Source organism: Marinobacter adhaerens HP15 (genome assembly GCF_000166295.1).
Lineage (GTDB): Bacteria > Pseudomonadota > Gammaproteobacteria > Pseudomonadales > Oleiphilaceae > Marinobacter > Marinobacter adhaerens.
Genome location: NC_017506.1, coordinates 740,208 through 757,088, shown reverse-complemented (window position 1 = coordinate 757,088; position 16,881 = coordinate 740,208). Strand labels below are relative to the sequence as shown.

The following is a 16,881-nucleotide window of genomic DNA, read 5'->3' as shown; positions in this document are numbered from 1 at the left end:
GGGTGACCGATATGGAATTTGGGAGCAGGCATAAAAAAGGGCCGGAAAACCGGCCCTAAAATGACGAATGAAACAAGGAAAGTTCGTAAGAACTACAACCTCAAAAGTCATCCCTTACGCTCTGCAGTATTGACCGGCCCGCCAAAAACTTCAGTAGTGCTTGTGTAGCTGCTTTGTTACATCAGGTGAGGCGATGGGGGTCTGGCTCACACAATGGAGTCCACGGGTTTTTTTCTGGGCCAGACCAGGCTGAATTTTGCACCGCCAAGCGTGTCGCTCCTGCTGACGAAGGCGTGCCCTCCGTGCCAGTAGAGAATCCGGCGAACAATAGACAAACCCAGGCCGTAGCCGCCGGAGGTTCGGGTACGGCTGTCGTCCAGTCGGGCAAACGCAGTAAACACTTTCTCCCAGTCTTCCTCTGGAATGCCGGGGCCATCGTCTTCAACGTCAACGCGACAGTTGTCCTCATCGAAATGACAGCTCACCAGCACCTTGCCAGCCGCGTAGCGTCCCGCGTTGCCTACCAGATTCTGGATCGCCCGATGCAGGTAGCGAGGCTCAATATCCGACAGCGCCCAACGTTCCGAGACCTCATCAATGTTGCCTTCGATACTCAGCTCGGGCCGAACCATCTGCTGCTCAGAGACCACCTGGCGGACAATGTCGGTTATCGAGGTTTCCTGTAGCGAGAAAACCGGGCCGCCCTGCTCCAGCCGCGCATAGGTCAGGATCTCATCAATCAGCTCGTCCAGTTCCTGGATATCGCCATCAATACCGTCCAGTTGCCTTTGCAGGGCAGCCTCGTCCTGGCAGTCCTCGATCATCTGGACGCCAAAGCGGATACGGGCCACGGGAGTGCGCAATTCGTGCGAAACCGCGTGAATCATTTCCCGCTGCACCTGCACCAGGCGCTGTATGTGTTCGGCCATACCGTTGAATGACGAGGCCAGACGGGTTACCAGCGTTCCCTCGCCCGCCTGGACCCGGGCGCTCATTTCTCCACGTGCGATTCGAACCGCTACCGACTCAACGGTTCTGAGATTACTGTCCACTTCCCGGAGCGCGAGGAAAACGGCAACGGCCAAAACCCCGCCAAGCACCAGGACCAGCAGCAGGACAACCGGCCAGGCCCAGGGATCAAACCCCGCGGGCATGTCAATCCGGTACAACTCACCGTCAGATAGCTGAACGATCACCCGTCCGCAACCGTCTGATTCGTCGGTGTAGAAGGCGAGGCCCCGCTCGGCGACCTGGTCCAGAACGTCAGAGTCCGGCAGCAGGTCGGCGTCGTCCAGGGTCTGCACTTGGACATTGAGAGAACGGGCCATTTGCGAGGCAACATTGAGACGATCATCCGCAGAGGCTGAATCAAGATGCCACCGGAAAATCAACCCAATGGTTTCTGACACATCCCGGTAGGGCTCGTTCAGGCGCAGCTGCAGGATTTCTCCGCTCAGTCCGGTTACCAGAACCCGATACCCAACGTCACTGTCGATGCCAACCACCTGGCCGTAGCCAAGTCGCTCCAGAGCCACCGGTGACAGGTTGAAACGGGAAGCAGCCCCCATGCGAAGATCAACCGTCGAACTCAGCCAGTGGTATTGCTGTAACGGTGCCGGGGCCGCAGCCAGCCAGCGCATCAGTGGCTCGGGGAAGCGTTCATGCCAGAATTGGGAGCGCACCGAGTTGATCCCGGTGAACAGCAGGACACATAAAAAACAACCAGCGCGGTCAGGCCGGCAAGGCGGGCATAAAGCTTGAGGAAGAACTTCAGGGGCATGGTACCAACCCTGGCATGGAACACCGGTATGCGGGCGAATGGCACACCGGCTCCAGAGACTGAATCGTCAGGCTTCCTTTACGAACAGGTAGCCTTTACTACGAACGGTCTTGATGCGTCGCGGATGGATGGGGTCATCGCCAATCTTGGGTCGAATCCGGGAAACGCGAACATCAATGGATCGATCCTGACCATCGTATTCAATACCACGCAAGGCGGTGAAGATTTCTTCCCGGCTAAGCACGCGGCCCGCGTTGCTGGCGAGCAACCAGAGCAAATCAAATTCGGCGCTGGTCAGATCAATGCTTTCTTCACTCAGCCAGGCCTCCCGCATGGAGCGGTCGACAACCAGATCATTGAACTGGAGGCGCACCGGTTCTTCGCCCCCTGCCTCGTCCGCCGACCCCGAGCCGGTTTCGGTCACCCGACGCAGCATGGCGCGAATCCGTGCCAGGAGCACCCGGGGTTTGACCGGTTTGCCAATATAGTCATCGGCACCCATTTCCAGACCCAGGACCTGGTCCAGATCGTCGGTTCGGGCAGTCAACATGATGATCGGACCGGAAAAGAAGGGGCGCACGCGTCGACAAATGGAGAGCCCATCCTCGCCAGGCAACATAAGATCCAGAACCACCAGATCCGGCTGCTCGTTACGGATCCGCTCTACCGCGGCACCACCATGAGTTTCCAGGGAGACGGTCAACCCGTTGCTTTCAAGGTATTCGCGGGTTAACTCCGCCAACCGCTCGTCGTCCTCGACAATCAGAATTCGCCAACTTTCGTTTGTCTGTTCCACGCCATCCATCTCTGGTTTTGTTATTCCGGTTTCAGGTCATTCTGTGTACCTGACGATACAGGCAACCTGCTGTAACAGCAATTATACATGCTATTCAGAAATATACATGGAACCGCTGCTTCGTTACACCCTGTGACAGAGCTCCCGTAACCGCCAATCGGACCCCGATGTCACAGACACGTCACCTGGTGGTCACCGATGTGTCATACCGGCTTCATAGGCTTGTCGGGAAATGGAAACAAAAGAGACGACGCCATGACCACACAAACCGCGAAAGCCCGCCGCAGCGCCCGTCGCCTGAAAACCGACATGACCCGGTGCCCCAGACAGGTCGAAGCGGCCCAGCGGCTGCGTTACCGGGTATTTTCGGAGGAATACGGCAGCGACCTGGGCGCACAAACGCCCGGCATCGACACTGACGAGTTCGATGCAGTGTGTGACCACCTGATCGTTACCGACCTGGATTCGGGCGAACTGGTAGCGACCACACGCATCCTGCACCAGAACGACACCAAAGATGTTGGCGGCTTTTATTCGGCCGGGGAGTTCGACCTGAGCGCCCTGGAGAGACTCCCCGGCACCATAGCCGAGCTGGGGCGCACTTGTGTTCACCCGGATTATCGCAATGGCGCGACCATCAGCCTGCTCTGGTCGGCAGTGGCCGAATATCTGGTTGAGCGCGGTGTTGACTACATGATTGGCTGCGCGAGCATCGGCATGTCTGACGGAGGCCTGAAAGCCTGGCGCATCGCCCGCCACCTCCAGACCGAGTATCTGGCCGATCCGGCCTTTCTGGTAAAACCACTTCGCGCGATGCCGCATCTGACACACACCCGAGACAGCGATCGACCGGTGGACGTTCCCGCGCTGATCCGAGCCTACATGCGTCTTGGTGCCCGTGTCTGCGGTGAGCCCTGCTGGGATCCGGATTTTCGCTGTGCCGACCTGTTGGTTGTGCTGGAGGTCAGTAAACTGGCCGGACGCTACAGCCGGCACTTCATGCGTTCGGCATCCTGAAGACGGGAATCTGGGATATGAGCTGGCTGAGACTCTCCGTTCGGATCACTGCCTTTATAGCCTTCCTTGCAGCCACCACAATGTTGGCCGCCGCTCTGCGGATCACTGAAATTGTTACCCGCAATGCTATCGACCGGACACCCTGGGCCAAATTCTGTTTCCGCTGGGCCTGTCGGTGCCTCGGACTGAATATACGCCAGCACGGCTCACCTTCCGACGAGACCGTTCTGTTCGTCAGCAACCACATCAGTTGGTCAGATATTCCGATTCTGGGAAGCCTGGCACCGATCCGGTTTCTGTCAAAAGCCGAGGTCGGCCAGTGGCCGGTCATAGGCTGGCTGGCACGACAGGCCGGCACGCTCTTCATTCGACGCGGCGGTGGTCAGGCCCGCCGGGTTCGGGACCAGGTCACCGGGAATTTGCGCGCCGGGGAGAGTGTCTTGATATACCCGGAAGGAACCACCAGCGCAGGTCTGACGGTATTGCCGTTCCATGGCCTGTTGCTCAAGGCCGCTCCAGAGAGCAGAACGCCGGTACAACCGATCACCATTGCCTATCGCCGGGAAGGCCGCCCCGACCATCTGGCTCCCTTCATTGGTGATGATGAGTTCCACCACCATTTGTTGCGGATGCTAGCCCAGCCTTCTGCCCGGGTCGACGTAGTCTTCCACGAACCTGTGCACCCGTCGGAAAAGATCCCGGCCGGAGAGTTCGCCGCCAGCCTGAGAGAGACCGTTCTGGAAGGACTGACCCGAATATACCGTGGTGAATACGACAGACCAGCAACCGAGTGCCTCAGAACAAGGGACGACCCTGGGCTACCTCATCTTCCGTCGCTTCACGGCGGCCAACGATCTCCAGATCAAAGTACAGGGTAAAGCCCGCCAATGGGTGATTGGCGTCCACCTTAACCAGGTTGCCATCAATCCCGACAACCTGCACGATCTGCGCTTCATCGCCCGTGTTGGTCTGGAACTTCATGCCAATCTGCAGGTTCTCGATACCTTCGAACAGTGAACGTGGCACCTTGCGCACCAGCTCGGGCTTGTGCTCACCGTACGCCATGGCCGGCGGTACCGTTACCTCGAGGCAATCGCCCACGTTGCGGTCTTTCACCGCCTGTTGGATCCCTTCAATAATCTCGGGACTGCCATAGACGAAGTGCAGGGGCTCACTGCCTTCGGAAGTATCAACCAACTCGCCGATCTTGTTCTTCAAAACATAGTGAACGGTAAAAACGTCGGGTCTTGCTTGTGAAGCTGTCATCAGGTTTTCGAGTTTCCTGTATCCGGTGGTGTTTCGAGCTGTTGCAGGCCATGAATAACCAGTCGCCGATCCAGCTTGTCCCGCAATCCTGAAGGGTTACGCAGGCCCATGCGCTCAAGCAGGGACCCGTAACGGCCTTCGTCATCCCGGGCCCGGAGGGCCTGTAACAGGGTTGACAGTTTACCACGGCGAGTGGCCGTTGCGGCCTTGAGCCCCTTAAGGGCTTTCCCCAACGTCAGCTCCTCATCGGTAAAGTCCCTGCCAAACGGGAACGGCGGAAACAGGCTGGCATCTCCCGCTGCCGCAACGGCACGACGAATGGCTTGCGGCGTATTGTTACACCAGTCGGCAGGCAGCCTGAACGCAGGATCCACCTTGCCCGCCTTCTGGGCTTTTTTCAGAAGCTCCTGCTGGAACCGGGAGTCTGCAATGCGGATCAGCCTCAGGAAGACCTGCTCGTCGGACTGGCCTCTCAGATCGGCAATCCCGTACTCGGTAATGACGATGTCCCGCAGATGGCGGGGTATGGTGCAATGACCATAATTGAACACGATATTGGACAGTACCTTGCCCTGGGATGATCGGGTGCTGCGCAGCGACAGGATCGACCGTGCGCCCGGCAGCTCGTGAGCCATGGCAACGAAGTTGTACTGGCCACCGACGCCACTAACCACACGACCATCCTCAAGACCATCCGATACGCCGGCACCGTTGAGGGTGTACATCATAGCCGAATTGATGAACCGGCCATGAACGCGCTGCGCCGCTTTCAGCTTCTGGTCTCCGAACCGGTGGTCATACAGGTGGTTGATGAAATTCACGCTGGTCATGCAGATTTTTGCACGCTGCTCGTCGGTCATTTCCCTGAGGTACTGGTAAAACTGCTCGGGACCAACGTAAAAACCGCCGTGCATGGCGATACCGCCAGTCAGCCGTTCCCCGAGGATGAGGGTTTCGATGGCCTGCCGGGCCTCCGGATTGTCCAGATCACCCTCGACCGACTGATCACCAATACGCAACCGGCCGCCCTTGAACTCGACAGCTTCTTTAAAGATGCCGTGCTGGACCAGCCAATGAACATCCTTTGCCCGCAACGGGCTATCAATCAGCTTTTCGCGCCGCAGGACATCGAGGGTTGCGAGAGACACTTCGCTGGGAATATCACCGCGATTGATCAATGTCTGCAGACCAGCGTGATCGTATACCTCGCGGGTAAGGATGCCTTCCTGCATCAGGTACAGGAAACCATCCACCATCATTTCACTACAGCCATAAAGCCCCTCCTCGAAGGGGCCGGCGCCACCGTCCTCGCGAACGACGGGGAAATGCTGATCAACCTGGAGATGGTCAAACACCTGCCGCCAGGCCTTATTGTGACTGTGTCTGAGAATGGCGCTGTGGACCAGGGCCGCGCCCAGTGAGCCGATGCCAACCTGGAGCGTACCGCCGTCCTTCAGGAGGGTACTGGCGTAGAATCCGATCAGGTGGTCTTCCGGGCTGACCGACATCTGGGGCGCTGAGAACAGCGGATAGTCTCCCGAAGGCTGATCAAGCAAGATATCGAACCGGTCTGCTTCAATCGCCGCATGATGGCCAAACCAGGGAAGGTTCTGGTTCATCTCGGCCACCAGCGCCACCGGCGTGCCAGCCGCCTCGCGCTCACGGAGCAGGGGAATCAGGTCCAGCGTTAGATCCGGGTTGCAGCTCAGGCTGACCTGGCCGGGCTGCCCATGGGCCTCGCCCGGCGACACCATCTGGGCGACGACATTGACACCCACCGCCATCAGATCGCGAACGGCATGGGTATAGTTGGTACACACGTAATGCCGCTGCTGGGAACGATTGTTCAGGTAACTGCCGGCTTTGAAGAAGAACTCCGAGACCTGAACGTTCTCAGGAAGACGGTTTGCCGATACATCCCTGGCATAGGCCAGTTCAGGAATCCGGCCATAGAGGCGCTCAACAAAAGGCCCCATGAAACGCTTTTCCAGCGAGGAGCCGCCCTTTGGCGCCAGCAGCGACAGTGCCGTAACAATGTGCAGGCTGATTTCCGAATCGTCTTTCGCCCGCTGGTATAGCGCATTAACAAAGCGAACCGGTTTTCCGAGCCCGAGCGGCAAACCGAGAGTAATCTCCTTGCCAACCCGGCGAATCACCTCGTCAACACAGGCGTTCACATCATTTGATAACTGCCCTCTATCACCCGCCATTACCAAGCTCCTTATTGGCTAATCAGCATGTTAACGGAGATGATCACACGAGCATCGGGCACAGACAATGCGCCAGATCATGATTCTGGGGTTTGATGATACTGCCGGGTGCGGGGAATTGCGGGGTTCAGAAGTTCCACTTCAGGTTCAGGCAGGCACCCTCGTTCAGGAGCGCAATGCCATGGTCGGCCTGAGCCGGATCTGACGCATAATGCTTGCCGGAGTGCTTCGAACGGGTGAAGGTAAGGCTCAACAGGCGGGAACCGATTTCGGCAAAGGCATCGGAACTGTCCTCGTCAAAATCACCGGAAACCCGTTCCTGGATTTCGAAAATCTGCTCGCTGGCTGTCTTGCTTTCGACCTGTTCGAAGACGCGCTCGGATGCTTCGGCGCGAACGACGAAAGCAACAAGATTGAGAGCGAGTAACGCAACAAAGATTCGAATAATCATGACACTGCCTGAGACCTTTTTTCCGACACGGGAGTCTACGGATACCTTAGGCTTAAGTCTAATGATTAAGGGCTGGAAAGATGTGAATCTGCACACAAAGACGCCGACTTTTTGTCACGGGATCAGCATCTTTTTGTCAATTTATGATCCCCGATATTTCAGACTGTAACAGCACCCCCGGCCAGCGCCTCTCAGCCGGGGGTTCAAGCCAACAAAGCCGGCGGGCTCAGGGGCAAGGGTAGGTGAATTCCCGGTGAATGGCCTCTATCGCTTCCAGTACCTCGGGGCTCAGGGTGACCTTTGCGGACCCTATGTTTTCTCGCAGTTGCTCCATGGATGTTGCTCCGATGATATTGCTGGTCAAAAAGCTGCGGCTGTTCACGTAAGCCAGCGCCATCTGGACCGGAGACAATCCGTTCTGCCGAGCCAGCTCAACATAGGCCTGGGTGGCATCCATGCCACGACTGCCGGTGTAGCGGCTGAAACGCTCGTACAGGGTCATTCTGGCTTTCTCAGGCCACTTGCCGCCCAGATATTTGCCGGAGAGCATGCCAAAAGCCAGCGGTGAGTAGGCGAGCAAACCGGCCTGTTCCCGGTGGGCAATTTCCGCCATCCCCACCTCAAATGACCGATTCAGGAGGTTGTAGGGATTCTGGATACTGGCCACTCTCGGCCAGCCTTTCTCGCCGGACAGACGCAGATACTCCATGGTGCCCCAGGGAGTCTCATTGGACAGTCCGATGTGCCGGACCTTCCCGGACCGAACCAGATCATTCAGCGCTTCAAGTGTTTCCTCGATCGGCGTGAAAGACTCTTCCGGGTTGTGCTCGTAACCTAGCTTGCCGAAAAAGTTCGTGCTGCGATCCGGCCAGTGCACCTGGTACAAATCAATGTAGTCGGTCTGCAGGCGTTTCAGGCTGGCGTCGCAGGCTTCCATAATATGATCCCGGGTCAGGCGCGGACCATTACGCAGGTACTTCAGTCCGTTGCCCGGTCCCGCCACTTTCGACGCAATTACCAGGTCGTTGCGGTTGCCCCTGCTGGCAAGCCAGTTTCCCAGGTAGGTCTCGGTCAGCCCCTGGGTTTCCGCCCGGGGCGCCACCGGGTACATCTCTGCGGCATCAATAAAGTTGATACCCTCGGCGACTGCGTAATCCAGCTGTTCAAATGCTTCCTTTTCGGTGTTCTGCTCCCCCCAGGTCATGGTGCCCAGGCAAATCAGGGTAACGTCGAGATCGGTCTTTCCAAGCTTTCGCGTTTGCATATCGTCTCCGATTCGGTTCGGTTAACGGGTAAAGGGAATGTCACGGGAGTGTCGCATAACTGTCATGCCGGCTTTTCATAGTAGAGGCATGTCAAAGGAAGCACAGGAAACACCGTGACCGAGACCATGCAGGCCAACCGGCGCTCACAACACATTACCATTGTTTCGGAGACTTTTCCGCCGGAAATCAATGGTGTGGCAAACACCCTCAGGCAGCTTTGCCAGGGGCTGATGCAACGTGGGCACCGGGTAACGGTTATACGGCCGCGACAGCAGCATGAGCGTAAAGGCCACTTTGCCAGTGCTGGCGAGGCACTTTTCTCCCGTGAGCATGTGGTGACCGGATTGCCGCTACCCGGGTACGCGGACCTGCGCTTTGGCCTGGCCCGAACCGGCCATCTGAAAAAGCTCCTGACCACTGACCGCCCCGATGCCGTCTACGTTGCCACTCAGGGCCCGTTGGGCGTTGCGGCGACCACAGCCGCAAGGCAGATAGGGATTCCGGTCAGCTCGGGCTTCCACACCAATTTTCACAGCTACAGCCGTTATTATGGCGTCGGCATGCTGGAAAGGTTGCTGTGCCTCTACGGTCGATGGTTCCACAACCGCACGGCCATCACCCTGGTGCCAACTCGAAAAATGCAGCAGACGACCCGCGCCATGGGTATTCCAGCGACCGGCCTCTGGAGTCGGGGCGTGGACTGTCATCGCTTTACTCCCCACAAGCGAGACAGCGCACTGCGGGAATCCTGGGGCTTGCAGGCCAATGACCGCGCCATTCTGTATGTCGGCCGGCTGGCACCGGAAAAGAACCTTCGGATGGCGGTTGCCTGCTTCGAACGTATTCGCGGCCTTCATCCCCAGGCCAGGTTCATACTGGTTGGCGACGGCCCGCTACGGCGCCAGCTGGCTGAACGCCACCCCGATTACGTGTTCTGCGGCACCCGCCGGGGCGACGACCTGGCACGCCATTTCGCCTCAGGGGACCTGTTCCTGTTTCCGAGCAAAACCGACACCTTCGGCAACGTGGTGCTGGAGGCAATGGCCAGCGGACTGGGCGTCGTCAGCTTTGACGACGCCGCAGCAGCCGAACACATACGCCACGAAGAAAACGGCATGAAGGTGCCTCTGGACGAGGATGAAGCATACGTCGACAGCGCTCTCCGCCTGGCCGATCAACCAACCCTGCTGAACCGGATCAGGGCCCAGGCAAGGCTGGACGCTCTGGAACAGAACTGGAACTCGCAGATCGAACAATTTGAACAACTGGTTTTCAACCAAACCGCAAAGGCCGGATACCATGCCATCAACAAGCAAAGCATCTCGCTTCTTTGAACTGGCAGACCAGCGGGAAGTCGCTTTCTGCCAATCTATTAACCGCGCTGTTCAGTTCCGGCCCGCCCTCGGGTATTTCCGACTGGTCAGCCGACTCGGCGACGGCTGGTTCTGGTACGCACTGATTCTGTTCATCCCCTTTCTCCGCCCGGAATCCGGGCCAGGGCTGGCACTGCTTATGGCGTTGACAGGCCTCACCTGCACCCTCAGCTACAAGTTACTGAAGCGCTGGCTCATCCGTGAACGTCCATTTATATCCTTCCCCGCCATCAACTGCGGCACACGGCCCCTGGACCGCTACAGCTTCCCGTCCGGCCACACGCTGCACGCTGCCTGCTTTCAGGTCATGCTGACCGTGGCGGAACCGGCGCTGGCTCTCATCGTGCTTCCGTTTACGTTGAGTGTGGCGGCATCGAGGGTGGTCCTCGGCCTGCACTATCCCAGCGATGTCGCTGCCGGCGCCCTGATCGGTGGCCTGATGGGTTACGCGGCCATGAGCTGGCTACAGTTCTAATCAAACAGCCGCAACTGGGTAACCGGCGCATCATCATTGCGGAAACGCACCCCCAAACCCAGCAGCCGCACCGGCCGCTCCCGGTTGGTGACCAGCTCAGCCAGCAGTGGCAGATAATCATCCAGAGCCGGCTCTTTGACCTGCTCACGAACCCGCTCAAGGGTATGGGTTGAAAAATCACTGTAGCGGATCTTGATGAAGAGTTTGTGGATCGGTTTTCGGCGGGCCTTGCGCGACAGGCGAAGGTTGAGATCCGCAACCAGTGAGGCCATGACGGTCTGGCAGGCGGTCATATCTGGCAAATCCTGGGAAAACGTTCGTTCCACGCTTACCGACTTGGCAATCCGCGACACCACCACCGCCCGCTCATCCCGGCCGTGGGCCATTTCGTGGAGTCGATAGCCCTGCTTGCCGAACCGCTCAATCAATACATCGGGCCCGAGCGCCTGCATGTCGCCGCAGGTCTTGACCCCCAGAGCATGCAGTTTCGAGGCGGTCACCTGCCCCACTCCAAACAGCTTCTCAACCGGCAGTCCCCGAACGAAATCCGCAACGTCCTCCGGGCGAATCACGAACAGCCCGTCCGGCTTTTCCCAGTCACTAGCAATCTTTGCGAGAAATTTATTGGGGGCCACGCCGGCGGAAATAGTGATACCCACTTCCTGGCGCACCCGCTCCCGAAGGTGGCGAGCCATAAGAGTGGCACTGCCCTTGTGATCGGTCACATCGGAGACGTCCAGAAAGGCCTCGTCCAGAGATAGCGGTTCCACCAGGTCTGTCAGTTCCCGCAGGATAGCCATCACCTGCTGTGAGACCGCTCGATACCGGCCCATATCTGTTGGCACCATCACCAGCCCCGGGCACAGCCGTCGCGCTTCGCTGCCGGGCATCGCCGACCGCACACCGTACGCCCGGGCCTTGTAATTGCAGGTAGTCACCACGCCCCGACCGCCGTCGCCACCCACCGCCAGCGGCACATCCCGTAGGCTGGGATCGTCCCGCATCTCCACGGCCGCGTAGAAGCAGTCACAATCCACATGGATGATCTTGCGTTGTGGCATAATCAGAGGGCTCGCGTCGACTTTCTGTACATTTATACAGCCTTGTATCTTAAGCTAACATGCAGAGAATGTCAGGAACCCCAACAACCGGCGCATCAACCATTGCGAGGCCATCATGAGCAACCCGATTCCTGAAGCAGAACGCACCGAAATTGAAGCCGCAGCCTTCCGTAAACTGGTCAGGCATTTGCGCGAAAACACCGACGTCCAGAATATCGACTTGATGAACCTGGCGGGCTTCTGCCGCAACTGTCTGTCCAAGTGGTACCTGGCAGAGGCGAATGAGCGTGGTTTCGAGATTTCAGATCCCCAGGCCCGTGAAGAAATCTACGGAATGCCGTACGAGGACTGGAAGGCGCTCTATCAGACAGGCCCCAAGCAGGAACACAAATAATGAGCGTCAACGATGCCGTAAGGATTCACCTGGCATCCCTGGACGCTGGCCACGCCAGTTTCAAAGATTCCCTGGCCCTGATTGAACAGCACTTCGAGTACCAGCCCTGCGGCTTCCGCAATGGCCCGCTGGTAAATGCAGAAGGCGAGAATGCCGGCTCCTGCCGGATCTTTGGTCTGGGCCAGTACTGCAATTTGAGCGAAGTGGACACGCTCAAGCTGTTTGCCGAGCACTACCAGCAGGTTCTGGACGATCCGACCGGCGAGAGCCACGGCAACATCCGCCAGTTTATCAGTACAGGATGGTCAGGCATCCGCTTCGAAGGCGTGCCACTGCGGCAGCGCCCGAACCCAACCGACAACATGACCAGGGAAGAGACTCCTTCATGAGCGATACCGCCACCTCCGGGGTAAAACAGGGTTTTCAGCTAAAAAGCGCCAGCGTGTCCATGACAGCCCTGGAGCTCTATTATTTTGACGACAGCGAATTTGAAGAAGTACTGCGAGACAAGATCAGCCAGGCCCCCGGGTTCTTCAAGGATATTCCGCTGATCATCAGTTTGGAGAAATACCAGGGACTGGACAGTGAACTGGATTTCTTCAAGATCATCGGCACCTGCCGGCGTAACCACATCCATGTGATTGGCGTTCGCGGTGGCACCGACGACCAGCGCCGTCTGGCCCGGGGGGCTGCTCTGGCACTGCTGCCCGGCAACGGTCAGCGGGATCGCACCCATGAAGCCGAACAGGCGGCCGCGGACGAAGCGGAAGCGGCAGTTGTTGCAGCCTCGACAAGCGCTGCCGGTGACCCACCTCCGGCCAAAATCATCTCCCAGCCGGTCCGCTCCGGCCAACAGATCCACGCACCGGAAGGTGACCTGGTTATCCTGGCACCGGTGCAGGCCGGTGCCGAAGTGCTCGCGGCGGGCAACATCCATGTTTACGGCCCGCTTCGGGGCCGGGCACTGGCCGGCATCCATGGCGCAGAATCCGCACGGGTTTTCTGTCAATCGCTGGAAGCGGAGCTTGTGTCCATCGCGGGACACTATAAAATCTCCGAAGATCTTCAGGACAATGGCTGGAAAAGCGCTGTGCAAATCCAGCTCAGGGACGACCTGCTGGTGGTAACGCCACTGGACAAGGCCTGATTTTGGAGCTGAACACAATAACTTGACCGGATAATTCGGCAGACACGACGAATCCACCGAGAAACAGGAACAGAACCTTGGCTAGAATTATTGTCGTTACCTCAGGAAAGGGCGGCGTTGGCAAAACCACCACCAGCGCCTCGATCAGCACCGGCCTTGCCAAGCGAGGCCACAAGACAGTAGTCATCGATTTTGACGTGGGCCTGCGCAACCTGGACCTGATCATGAACTGCGAGCGTCGCGTGGTGTACGACTTCGTAAACGTGATCCAGGGCGAAGCCTCCCTGAACCAGGCGCTGATCCGCGACAAGCGGGTCGATACCCTGTACATCCTTCCGGCCTCCCAGACGCGGGAAAAGGAAGCACTGACCAAAGATGGCGTCGAGAAAGTCATCAACGAGCTTTCCGAGACCTTCGATTACATCGTCTGCGACTCTCCTGCCGGCATTGAGCATGGTGCCCTGATGGCGCTGTATTACGCTGATGAGGCGATTGTGGTTACCAATCCCGAAGTGTCTTCGGTGCGGGATTCCGACCGCATTCTGGGCATTCTGCAGAGCAAATCCCGTCGAGCCGAAATGGGCCAGGACCCGGTCAAGGAACACCTGCTCCTGACCCGTTACAACCCGTCCCGTGTCGAAAAGGGCGAGATGCTGTCCGTGGCGGACGTAGAGGAAATCCTCGCGATACCTCTGCTGGGCGTCATTCCGGAAAGCCAGATTGTTCTGAACGCTTCAAACCAGGGTTTGCCGGTTATCCTCGAAGAGGACAGCGATGCCGGCCAGGCCTACGATGATGCGGTTGCACGCCTTCTGGGAGAGGAACGGGAACACCGTTTCATGACGTCCCAGAAGAAGGGTTTCTTCTCACGGATGTTCAAGGGGGGCTAAGGGATGAGTTTCCTCGATTACTTCAAGGGTAAAAAGAAGAACACCGCCAGCGTGGCCAAAGAGCGCCTCCAGATTATCGTGGCTCACGAGCGGGGCCAACGTGACCAGCCGGACTACCTGCCCCAGCTGCAGCAGGAGCTGCTGGAGGTCATTCGAAAGTACGTTCAGATCAGCGACGACATGGTTCAGGTTGAGGTAGACCGCAACGAGAGCTGCTCGGTACTGGAGCTGAACGTCACGCTACCGGAGCGATAACCCGCTTATCTGGCCTGTCCCGGGTGGGACAGGCCATTTCTTACCACCTCGCAAAGTGGTCTTCCATCAGGCCCCGCAGACCTTTAACCTCAATTTTTCCGCCAGCCTCATCCGTCACCGTTCCACTGAACGAGCCCACGTACTGCCGGAAGTTGGATGCCAGTACCCAGGCGTCCAGTTTTTCCTTGCGCACACCAGCGGGGACAAAGTGCAGATCGACCCGACCATCCTCGGTGCTCACATGCCAGTCGCCGCCTGGTTGATAGCGATCAAAACGGAACCTTGCCGCGCCCAGTTTGTGGCAGACACCATCCAGCCAGAGCGCATTTTCCGTCATTCCCGTCTCATTGACCCCTGCGGCAAGGTTCAATCCCACGGACCGGCCATCCGCAAGCTGGCCGGCCAGGCAGGCCCAGTTCCAGGCTGTTTCCCGGCGCATGAAGCCACAGCTCCAATCGATGGATCCCCGAGTCTGCTCGTCGCAGCGCCAGATACGATGATCCCAGCGCACTTCCCCTTCCACCGGCAAACCTGCCGACTTGCGGGTAAATACCCAGCCATTGTAGCCGGCCGGGCATACCAGCCGGAGCGGGTCCCGATCCTCTGAAAGCGTCAGTTCAATACGGATACCTCCAGGGGCCGAGACCGTAATTGTCCGGCCATCCGCGGAAGGCGCAATTCGCACGGCTACCTCGCCCTTGCTGAACCTTGTCACCCCTTCCTCTGGCCGTGGCTCAATGCAGGTTTGCCGGGCCAATGGCTGAAGGAAAGACTGCTCCATCATCTGGCCAGTCTCGAAGTCATAGAGATAGAAGAATCCGCTGCCCAGCAGTTTCAGATCCACCACCGCCAGACCAAACACCCAACCCGGGCCCATGGCGCTGACAAACTGGAACTGGTTGAACCGCCAGCGTCTTGCCAGCTTTGAACGCGGGCGGTCCATCACCGTACGCAGGTCATAGTCCAGGTAGTTGATCTCTTCTACCGGTTCATCCAACAGTCCCGGAATCACCTGCCCTTTGCCGTTGATAAGTTTCTTCATGGTCATAGTCGTCGTCAGATCGGGCCAATTTCGGTTACCAAATCAACAGGTCGCTACCTGGTTCACAATCCACTGTTTCCGTGGCCATGCCGGCAAAAGCCCCATGCTAGACTCGGCCCACCATCTGCAAGGAAGTGTACCCTATGAGAAAGAGCATAGCCCATGGCATTAAGGGCTGGGCCTCGGTGCTCAGTGGGCTGGTCTGTGCGTTGCTGGTGTTCGCCGTTGCCGCCAGTGCCCGTGCTGAACTGCCCAGTGAAAGCGACGAGGCGTGGACGCTACGCAAGGAAGCCGATCACATCCGGGTCTATACCATCGAGCAGCCAGGCTCCAGCTTCAAGGCCTTCAAGGCCGTGGCGGTGCTCGACGCGCCTATCGAAAACCTGATGGCCGTGATGGCCAACCCCGGTTCCTGCGTCGAGTGGGTGCACAACTGCACCGAATCCTATGCGTTTGGCGATGGCGTGTTTCACGATCGCTTTGCCTATTCCGTGAATGACATGCCCTGGCCGGTTACTGACCGCGACTATGTCCTGCGCATACGCACACGGGGTGACCAGGCCTCCGGTGAGATCGTCATGGATCTGAACGCCATGCCCGATCAGCGGGCGGAAAACAGTAGCCGGGTGAGAGTCGATCGCTCGGACACCCTGTACCGGTTCACGCCAGAGGGGGAGAGCACCCGGATGGTGTGGGTCCAGCACACGGACCCAAACGGAGCGCTACCCGGCTGGCTGGTGAACTCCCTGCTGGTGGATATTCCAGTGAGGTCGATGGAAGCGCTGGAACGCGTTGCCAACAGTAAAAAGTACCAGGGGTACCAACTGGTTTATGACGAGCAGGGCCAACTGACCGGCCTTCGCATGAACAAACCCTGAGTCCCGGCGCACAGTAAGGGATGACGCGCGGAGTATCACGCGCTAAGCTTTATGAAAGGACTCTAGAAGGCAGCCCAGATCAATGACCGTTCTCGCCTACGAGATCATGACACCCAGCATCAAGGCCGTCCCGCAATCCTGGACCATGGACCGGTTGGCCCGCTTCCTCACCGACAACGAGATAACCGGCAGCCCCGTCACCGATGACGACGGCGAAATTGTCGGCATTGCCACTCTTAAAGACATCACCGAATTCCGTTGGAACGCCACGCGCTCCGATGCGGACCGGCATCTGACTCCCGAAGAGCGGGAGGAAGCCCGACGCCTGCGAATGGTGATCTTTGAGGAAATGGGCAAGGTGCCGGTAGAAGTCCGGGACATCATGACCCCCATCGTTTTATCGGTTGACGAGAAGACGCCAGTGCGCGACATTGCGAATATCATGATGCGCGAGCACCTGCACCGGATTTTTGTCACCAATGATTCAAAAATTACCGGCATCATAACGACTTACGATATGCTGAAAGTGATCTCGGATGAGGAACTCACGCAACGCTGCGCCGATAACGACTGAGCCACCA

At 58.2% G+C, this 16,881-nt stretch carries 19 protein-coding genes; 11 read left to right on the top strand and 8 right to left on the bottom strand.

The genetic code is table 11. The features are described 5' to 3' along the window. Positions 1–206: 206 nt before the first annotated feature. The gene (locus tag HP15_RS03750; RefSeq protein WP_014576255.1) at positions 207–1,682 is read right to left on the bottom strand and encodes an ATP-binding protein; all 1,476 of its coding nucleotides are present in this window, start codon (positions 1,680–1,682) and stop codon (positions 207–209) included. 165 nt (positions 1,683–1,847) lie between these two features. After that, the gene (locus HP15_RS03745; RefSeq protein ID WP_014576254.1) at positions 1,848–2,585 is read right to left on the bottom strand and encodes a response regulator; all 738 of its coding nucleotides are present in this window, start codon (positions 2,583–2,585) and stop codon (positions 1,848–1,850) included. A gap of 246 nt (positions 2,586–2,831) precedes the next feature. Between HP15_RS03745 and HP15_RS03740 the strand changes: the two genes are divergently transcribed. Beyond that, entirely contained in the window at positions 2,832–3,593 is a 762-nt protein-coding gene (locus HP15_RS03740) for a GNAT family N-acetyltransferase (protein WP_014576253.1), read from the top strand. 17 nt (positions 3,594–3,610) lie between these two features. Further along, entirely contained in the window at positions 3,611–4,471 is an 861-nt protein-coding gene (locus HP15_RS21850; protein ID WP_014576252.1) for a lysophospholipid acyltransferase family protein, read from the top strand. Here HP15_RS21850 and HP15_RS03725 read toward each other — a convergent pair. From HP15_RS03725 to HP15_RS03710, 4 genes are all read right to left on the bottom strand, one after another. Next, on the bottom strand, positions 4,389–4,859 hold the full coding sequence (locus HP15_RS03725; RefSeq protein ID WP_008176279.1) for an FKBP-type peptidyl-prolyl cis-trans isomerase: 471 nt from the start codon (positions 4,857–4,859) through the stop codon (positions 4,389–4,391). The genes HP15_RS21850 and HP15_RS03725 overlap by 83 nt on opposite strands. Further along, the gene (locus tag HP15_RS03720; RefSeq protein WP_014576250.1) at positions 4,859–7,069 is read right to left on the bottom strand and encodes an acetyl-CoA hydrolase/transferase C-terminal domain-containing protein; all 2,211 of its coding nucleotides are present in this window, start codon (positions 7,067–7,069) and stop codon (positions 4,859–4,861) included. Before HP15_RS03720 ends, HP15_RS03725 begins: the two co-directional genes overlap by 1 nt. Positions 7,070–7,196: 127 nt before the next feature. Beyond that, positions 7,197–7,520 (bottom strand): hypothetical protein, encoded by a 324-nt coding sequence (locus HP15_RS03715; RefSeq protein WP_008176283.1) that lies wholly within the window; start codon positions 7,518–7,520, stop codon positions 7,197–7,199. A gap of 226 nt (positions 7,521–7,746) precedes the next feature. Next, positions 7,747–8,784, bottom strand: a complete 1,038-nt coding sequence (locus HP15_RS03710; RefSeq protein ID WP_014576249.1) for an NADP(H)-dependent aldo-keto reductase — start codon at positions 8,782–8,784, stop codon at positions 7,747–7,749. Between the two features lie 126 nt (positions 8,785–8,910). On the opposite strand from HP15_RS03710, the gene HP15_RS03705 reads away from it, so the two are divergent. Both HP15_RS03705 and HP15_RS03700 read left to right on the top strand, forming a co-directional pair. Further along, entirely contained in the window at positions 8,911–10,119 is a 1,209-nt protein-coding gene (locus HP15_RS03705; protein WP_008176287.1) for a glycosyltransferase family 4 protein, read from the top strand. Then, entirely contained in the window at positions 10,085–10,633 is a 549-nt protein-coding gene (locus HP15_RS03700) for a phosphatase PAP2 family protein (protein ID WP_041644999.1), read from the top strand. The genes HP15_RS03705 and HP15_RS03700 overlap by 35 nt, the downstream gene beginning before the upstream one ends. Here the strand turns inward: HP15_RS03700 and dinB are convergent. Continuing rightward, on the bottom strand, positions 10,630–11,694 hold the full coding sequence (dinB, locus tag HP15_RS03695) for a DNA polymerase IV (protein ID WP_014576246.1): 1,065 nt from the start codon (positions 11,692–11,694) through the stop codon (positions 10,630–10,632). The genes HP15_RS03700 and dinB overlap by 4 nt on opposite strands. 115 nt (positions 11,695–11,809) lie before the next feature. Between dinB and HP15_RS03690 the strand changes: the two genes are divergently transcribed. From HP15_RS03690 to minE, 5 genes are all read left to right on the top strand, one after another. Further along, positions 11,810–12,088 carry a DUF1244 domain-containing protein gene (locus HP15_RS03690; RefSeq protein WP_014576245.1) on the top strand — a complete coding sequence of 93 codons (279 nt, stop codon included), beginning with the start codon at positions 11,810–11,812 and terminating at the stop codon, positions 12,086–12,088. Then, on the top strand, positions 12,088–12,477 hold the full coding sequence (locus tag HP15_RS03685; RefSeq protein ID WP_014576244.1) for a HopJ type III effector protein: 390 nt from the start codon (positions 12,088–12,090) through the stop codon (positions 12,475–12,477). Before HP15_RS03690 ends, HP15_RS03685 begins: the two co-directional genes overlap by 1 nt. Then, complete coding sequence (gene minC / locus HP15_RS03680; protein WP_014576243.1) at positions 12,474–13,235, top strand: septum site-determining protein MinC; 762 nt, start codon at positions 12,474–12,476, stop codon at positions 13,233–13,235. The genes HP15_RS03685 and minC overlap by 4 nt, the downstream gene beginning before the upstream one ends. 77 nt (positions 13,236–13,312) lie before the next feature. Next, positions 13,313–14,125, top strand: coding sequence for a septum site-determining protein MinD (gene minD, locus HP15_RS03675; RefSeq protein ID WP_008176299.1), 813 nt, complete (start codon positions 13,313–13,315; stop codon positions 14,123–14,125). 3 nt (positions 14,126–14,128) lie between these two features. Beyond that, on the top strand, positions 14,129–14,380 hold the full coding sequence (gene minE / locus HP15_RS03670) for a cell division topological specificity factor MinE (protein WP_008176301.1): 252 nt from the start codon (positions 14,129–14,131) through the stop codon (positions 14,378–14,380). 40 nt (positions 14,381–14,420) lie between these two features. Here the strand turns inward: minE and HP15_RS03665 are convergent, their stop codons facing one another. Then, a complete protein-coding gene (locus HP15_RS03665) occupies positions 14,421–15,428 on the bottom strand; it encodes a DUF2804 domain-containing protein (RefSeq protein WP_014576242.1) in 1,008 nt (335 codons plus the stop codon). A gap of 137 nt (positions 15,429–15,565) precedes the next feature. Here HP15_RS03665 and HP15_RS03660 point away from each other — a divergent pair, with 137 nt between their 5' ends. Both HP15_RS03660 and HP15_RS03655 read left to right on the top strand, forming a co-directional pair. After that, positions 15,566–16,300: an START domain-containing protein gene (locus HP15_RS03660; RefSeq protein ID WP_014576241.1), complete on the top strand. Its 735-nt coding sequence runs from the start codon at positions 15,566–15,568 to the stop codon at positions 16,298–16,300. An 82-nt stretch (positions 16,301–16,382) separates the two neighbouring features. Further along, complete coding sequence (locus HP15_RS03655) at positions 16,383–16,874, top strand: CBS domain-containing protein (protein WP_008176308.1); 492 nt, start codon at positions 16,383–16,385, stop codon at positions 16,872–16,874. The last annotated feature ends 7 nt before the right edge of the window (positions 16,875–16,881 follow it).

What these genes read in the sequence shown, in the direction of transcription:
- HP15_RS03745 (WP_014576254.1), bottom strand. Translation starts at nt 2,585, where the DNA reads ATGGATGGCGTGGAACAGACAAACGAAAGTTGGCGAATTCTGATTGTC.
- HP15_RS03740 (WP_014576253.1), top strand. Translation starts at nt 2,832, where the DNA reads ATGACCACACAAACCGCGAAAGCCCGCCGCAGCGCCCGTCGCCTGAAA.
- HP15_RS21850 (WP_014576252.1), top strand. Translation starts at nt 3,611, where the DNA reads ATGAGCTGGCTGAGACTCTCCGTTCGGATCACTGCCTTTATAGCCTTC.
- HP15_RS03725 (WP_008176279.1), bottom strand. Translation starts at nt 4,859, where the DNA reads ATGACAGCTTCACAAGCAAGACCCGACGTTTTTACCGTTCACTATGTT.
- HP15_RS03720 (WP_014576250.1), bottom strand. Translation starts at nt 7,069, where the DNA reads ATGGCGGGTGATAGAGGGCAGTTATCAAATGATGTGAACGCCTGTGTT.
- HP15_RS03715 (WP_008176283.1), bottom strand. Translation starts at nt 7,520, where the DNA reads ATGATTATTCGAATCTTTGTTGCGTTACTCGCTCTCAATCTTGTTGCT.
- HP15_RS03710 (WP_014576249.1), bottom strand. Translation starts at nt 8,784, where the DNA reads ATGCAAACGCGAAAGCTTGGAAAGACCGATCTCGACGTTACCCTGATT.
- HP15_RS03705 (WP_008176287.1), top strand. Translation starts at nt 8,911, where the DNA reads ATGCAGGCCAACCGGCGCTCACAACACATTACCATTGTTTCGGAGACT.
- HP15_RS03700 (WP_041644999.1), top strand. Translation starts at nt 10,085, where the DNA reads ATGCCATCAACAAGCAAAGCATCTCGCTTCTTTGAACTGGCAGACCAG.
- dinB (WP_014576246.1), bottom strand. Translation starts at nt 11,694, where the DNA reads ATGCCACAACGCAAGATCATCCATGTGGATTGTGACTGCTTCTACGCG.
- HP15_RS03690 (WP_014576245.1), top strand. Translation starts at nt 11,810, where the DNA reads ATGAGCAACCCGATTCCTGAAGCAGAACGCACCGAAATTGAAGCCGCA.
- HP15_RS03685 (WP_014576244.1), top strand. Translation starts at nt 12,088, where the DNA reads ATGAGCGTCAACGATGCCGTAAGGATTCACCTGGCATCCCTGGACGCT.
- minC (WP_014576243.1), top strand. Translation starts at nt 12,474, where the DNA reads ATGAGCGATACCGCCACCTCCGGGGTAAAACAGGGTTTTCAGCTAAAA.
- minE (WP_008176301.1), top strand. Translation starts at nt 14,129, where the DNA reads ATGAGTTTCCTCGATTACTTCAAGGGTAAAAAGAAGAACACCGCCAGC.
- HP15_RS03665 (WP_014576242.1), bottom strand. Translation starts at nt 15,428, where the DNA reads ATGACCATGAAGAAACTTATCAACGGCAAAGGGCAGGTGATTCCGGGA.
- HP15_RS03660 (WP_014576241.1), top strand. Translation starts at nt 15,566, where the DNA reads ATGAGAAAGAGCATAGCCCATGGCATTAAGGGCTGGGCCTCGGTGCTC.
- HP15_RS03655 (WP_008176308.1), top strand. Translation starts at nt 16,383, where the DNA reads ATGACCGTTCTCGCCTACGAGATCATGACACCCAGCATCAAGGCCGTC.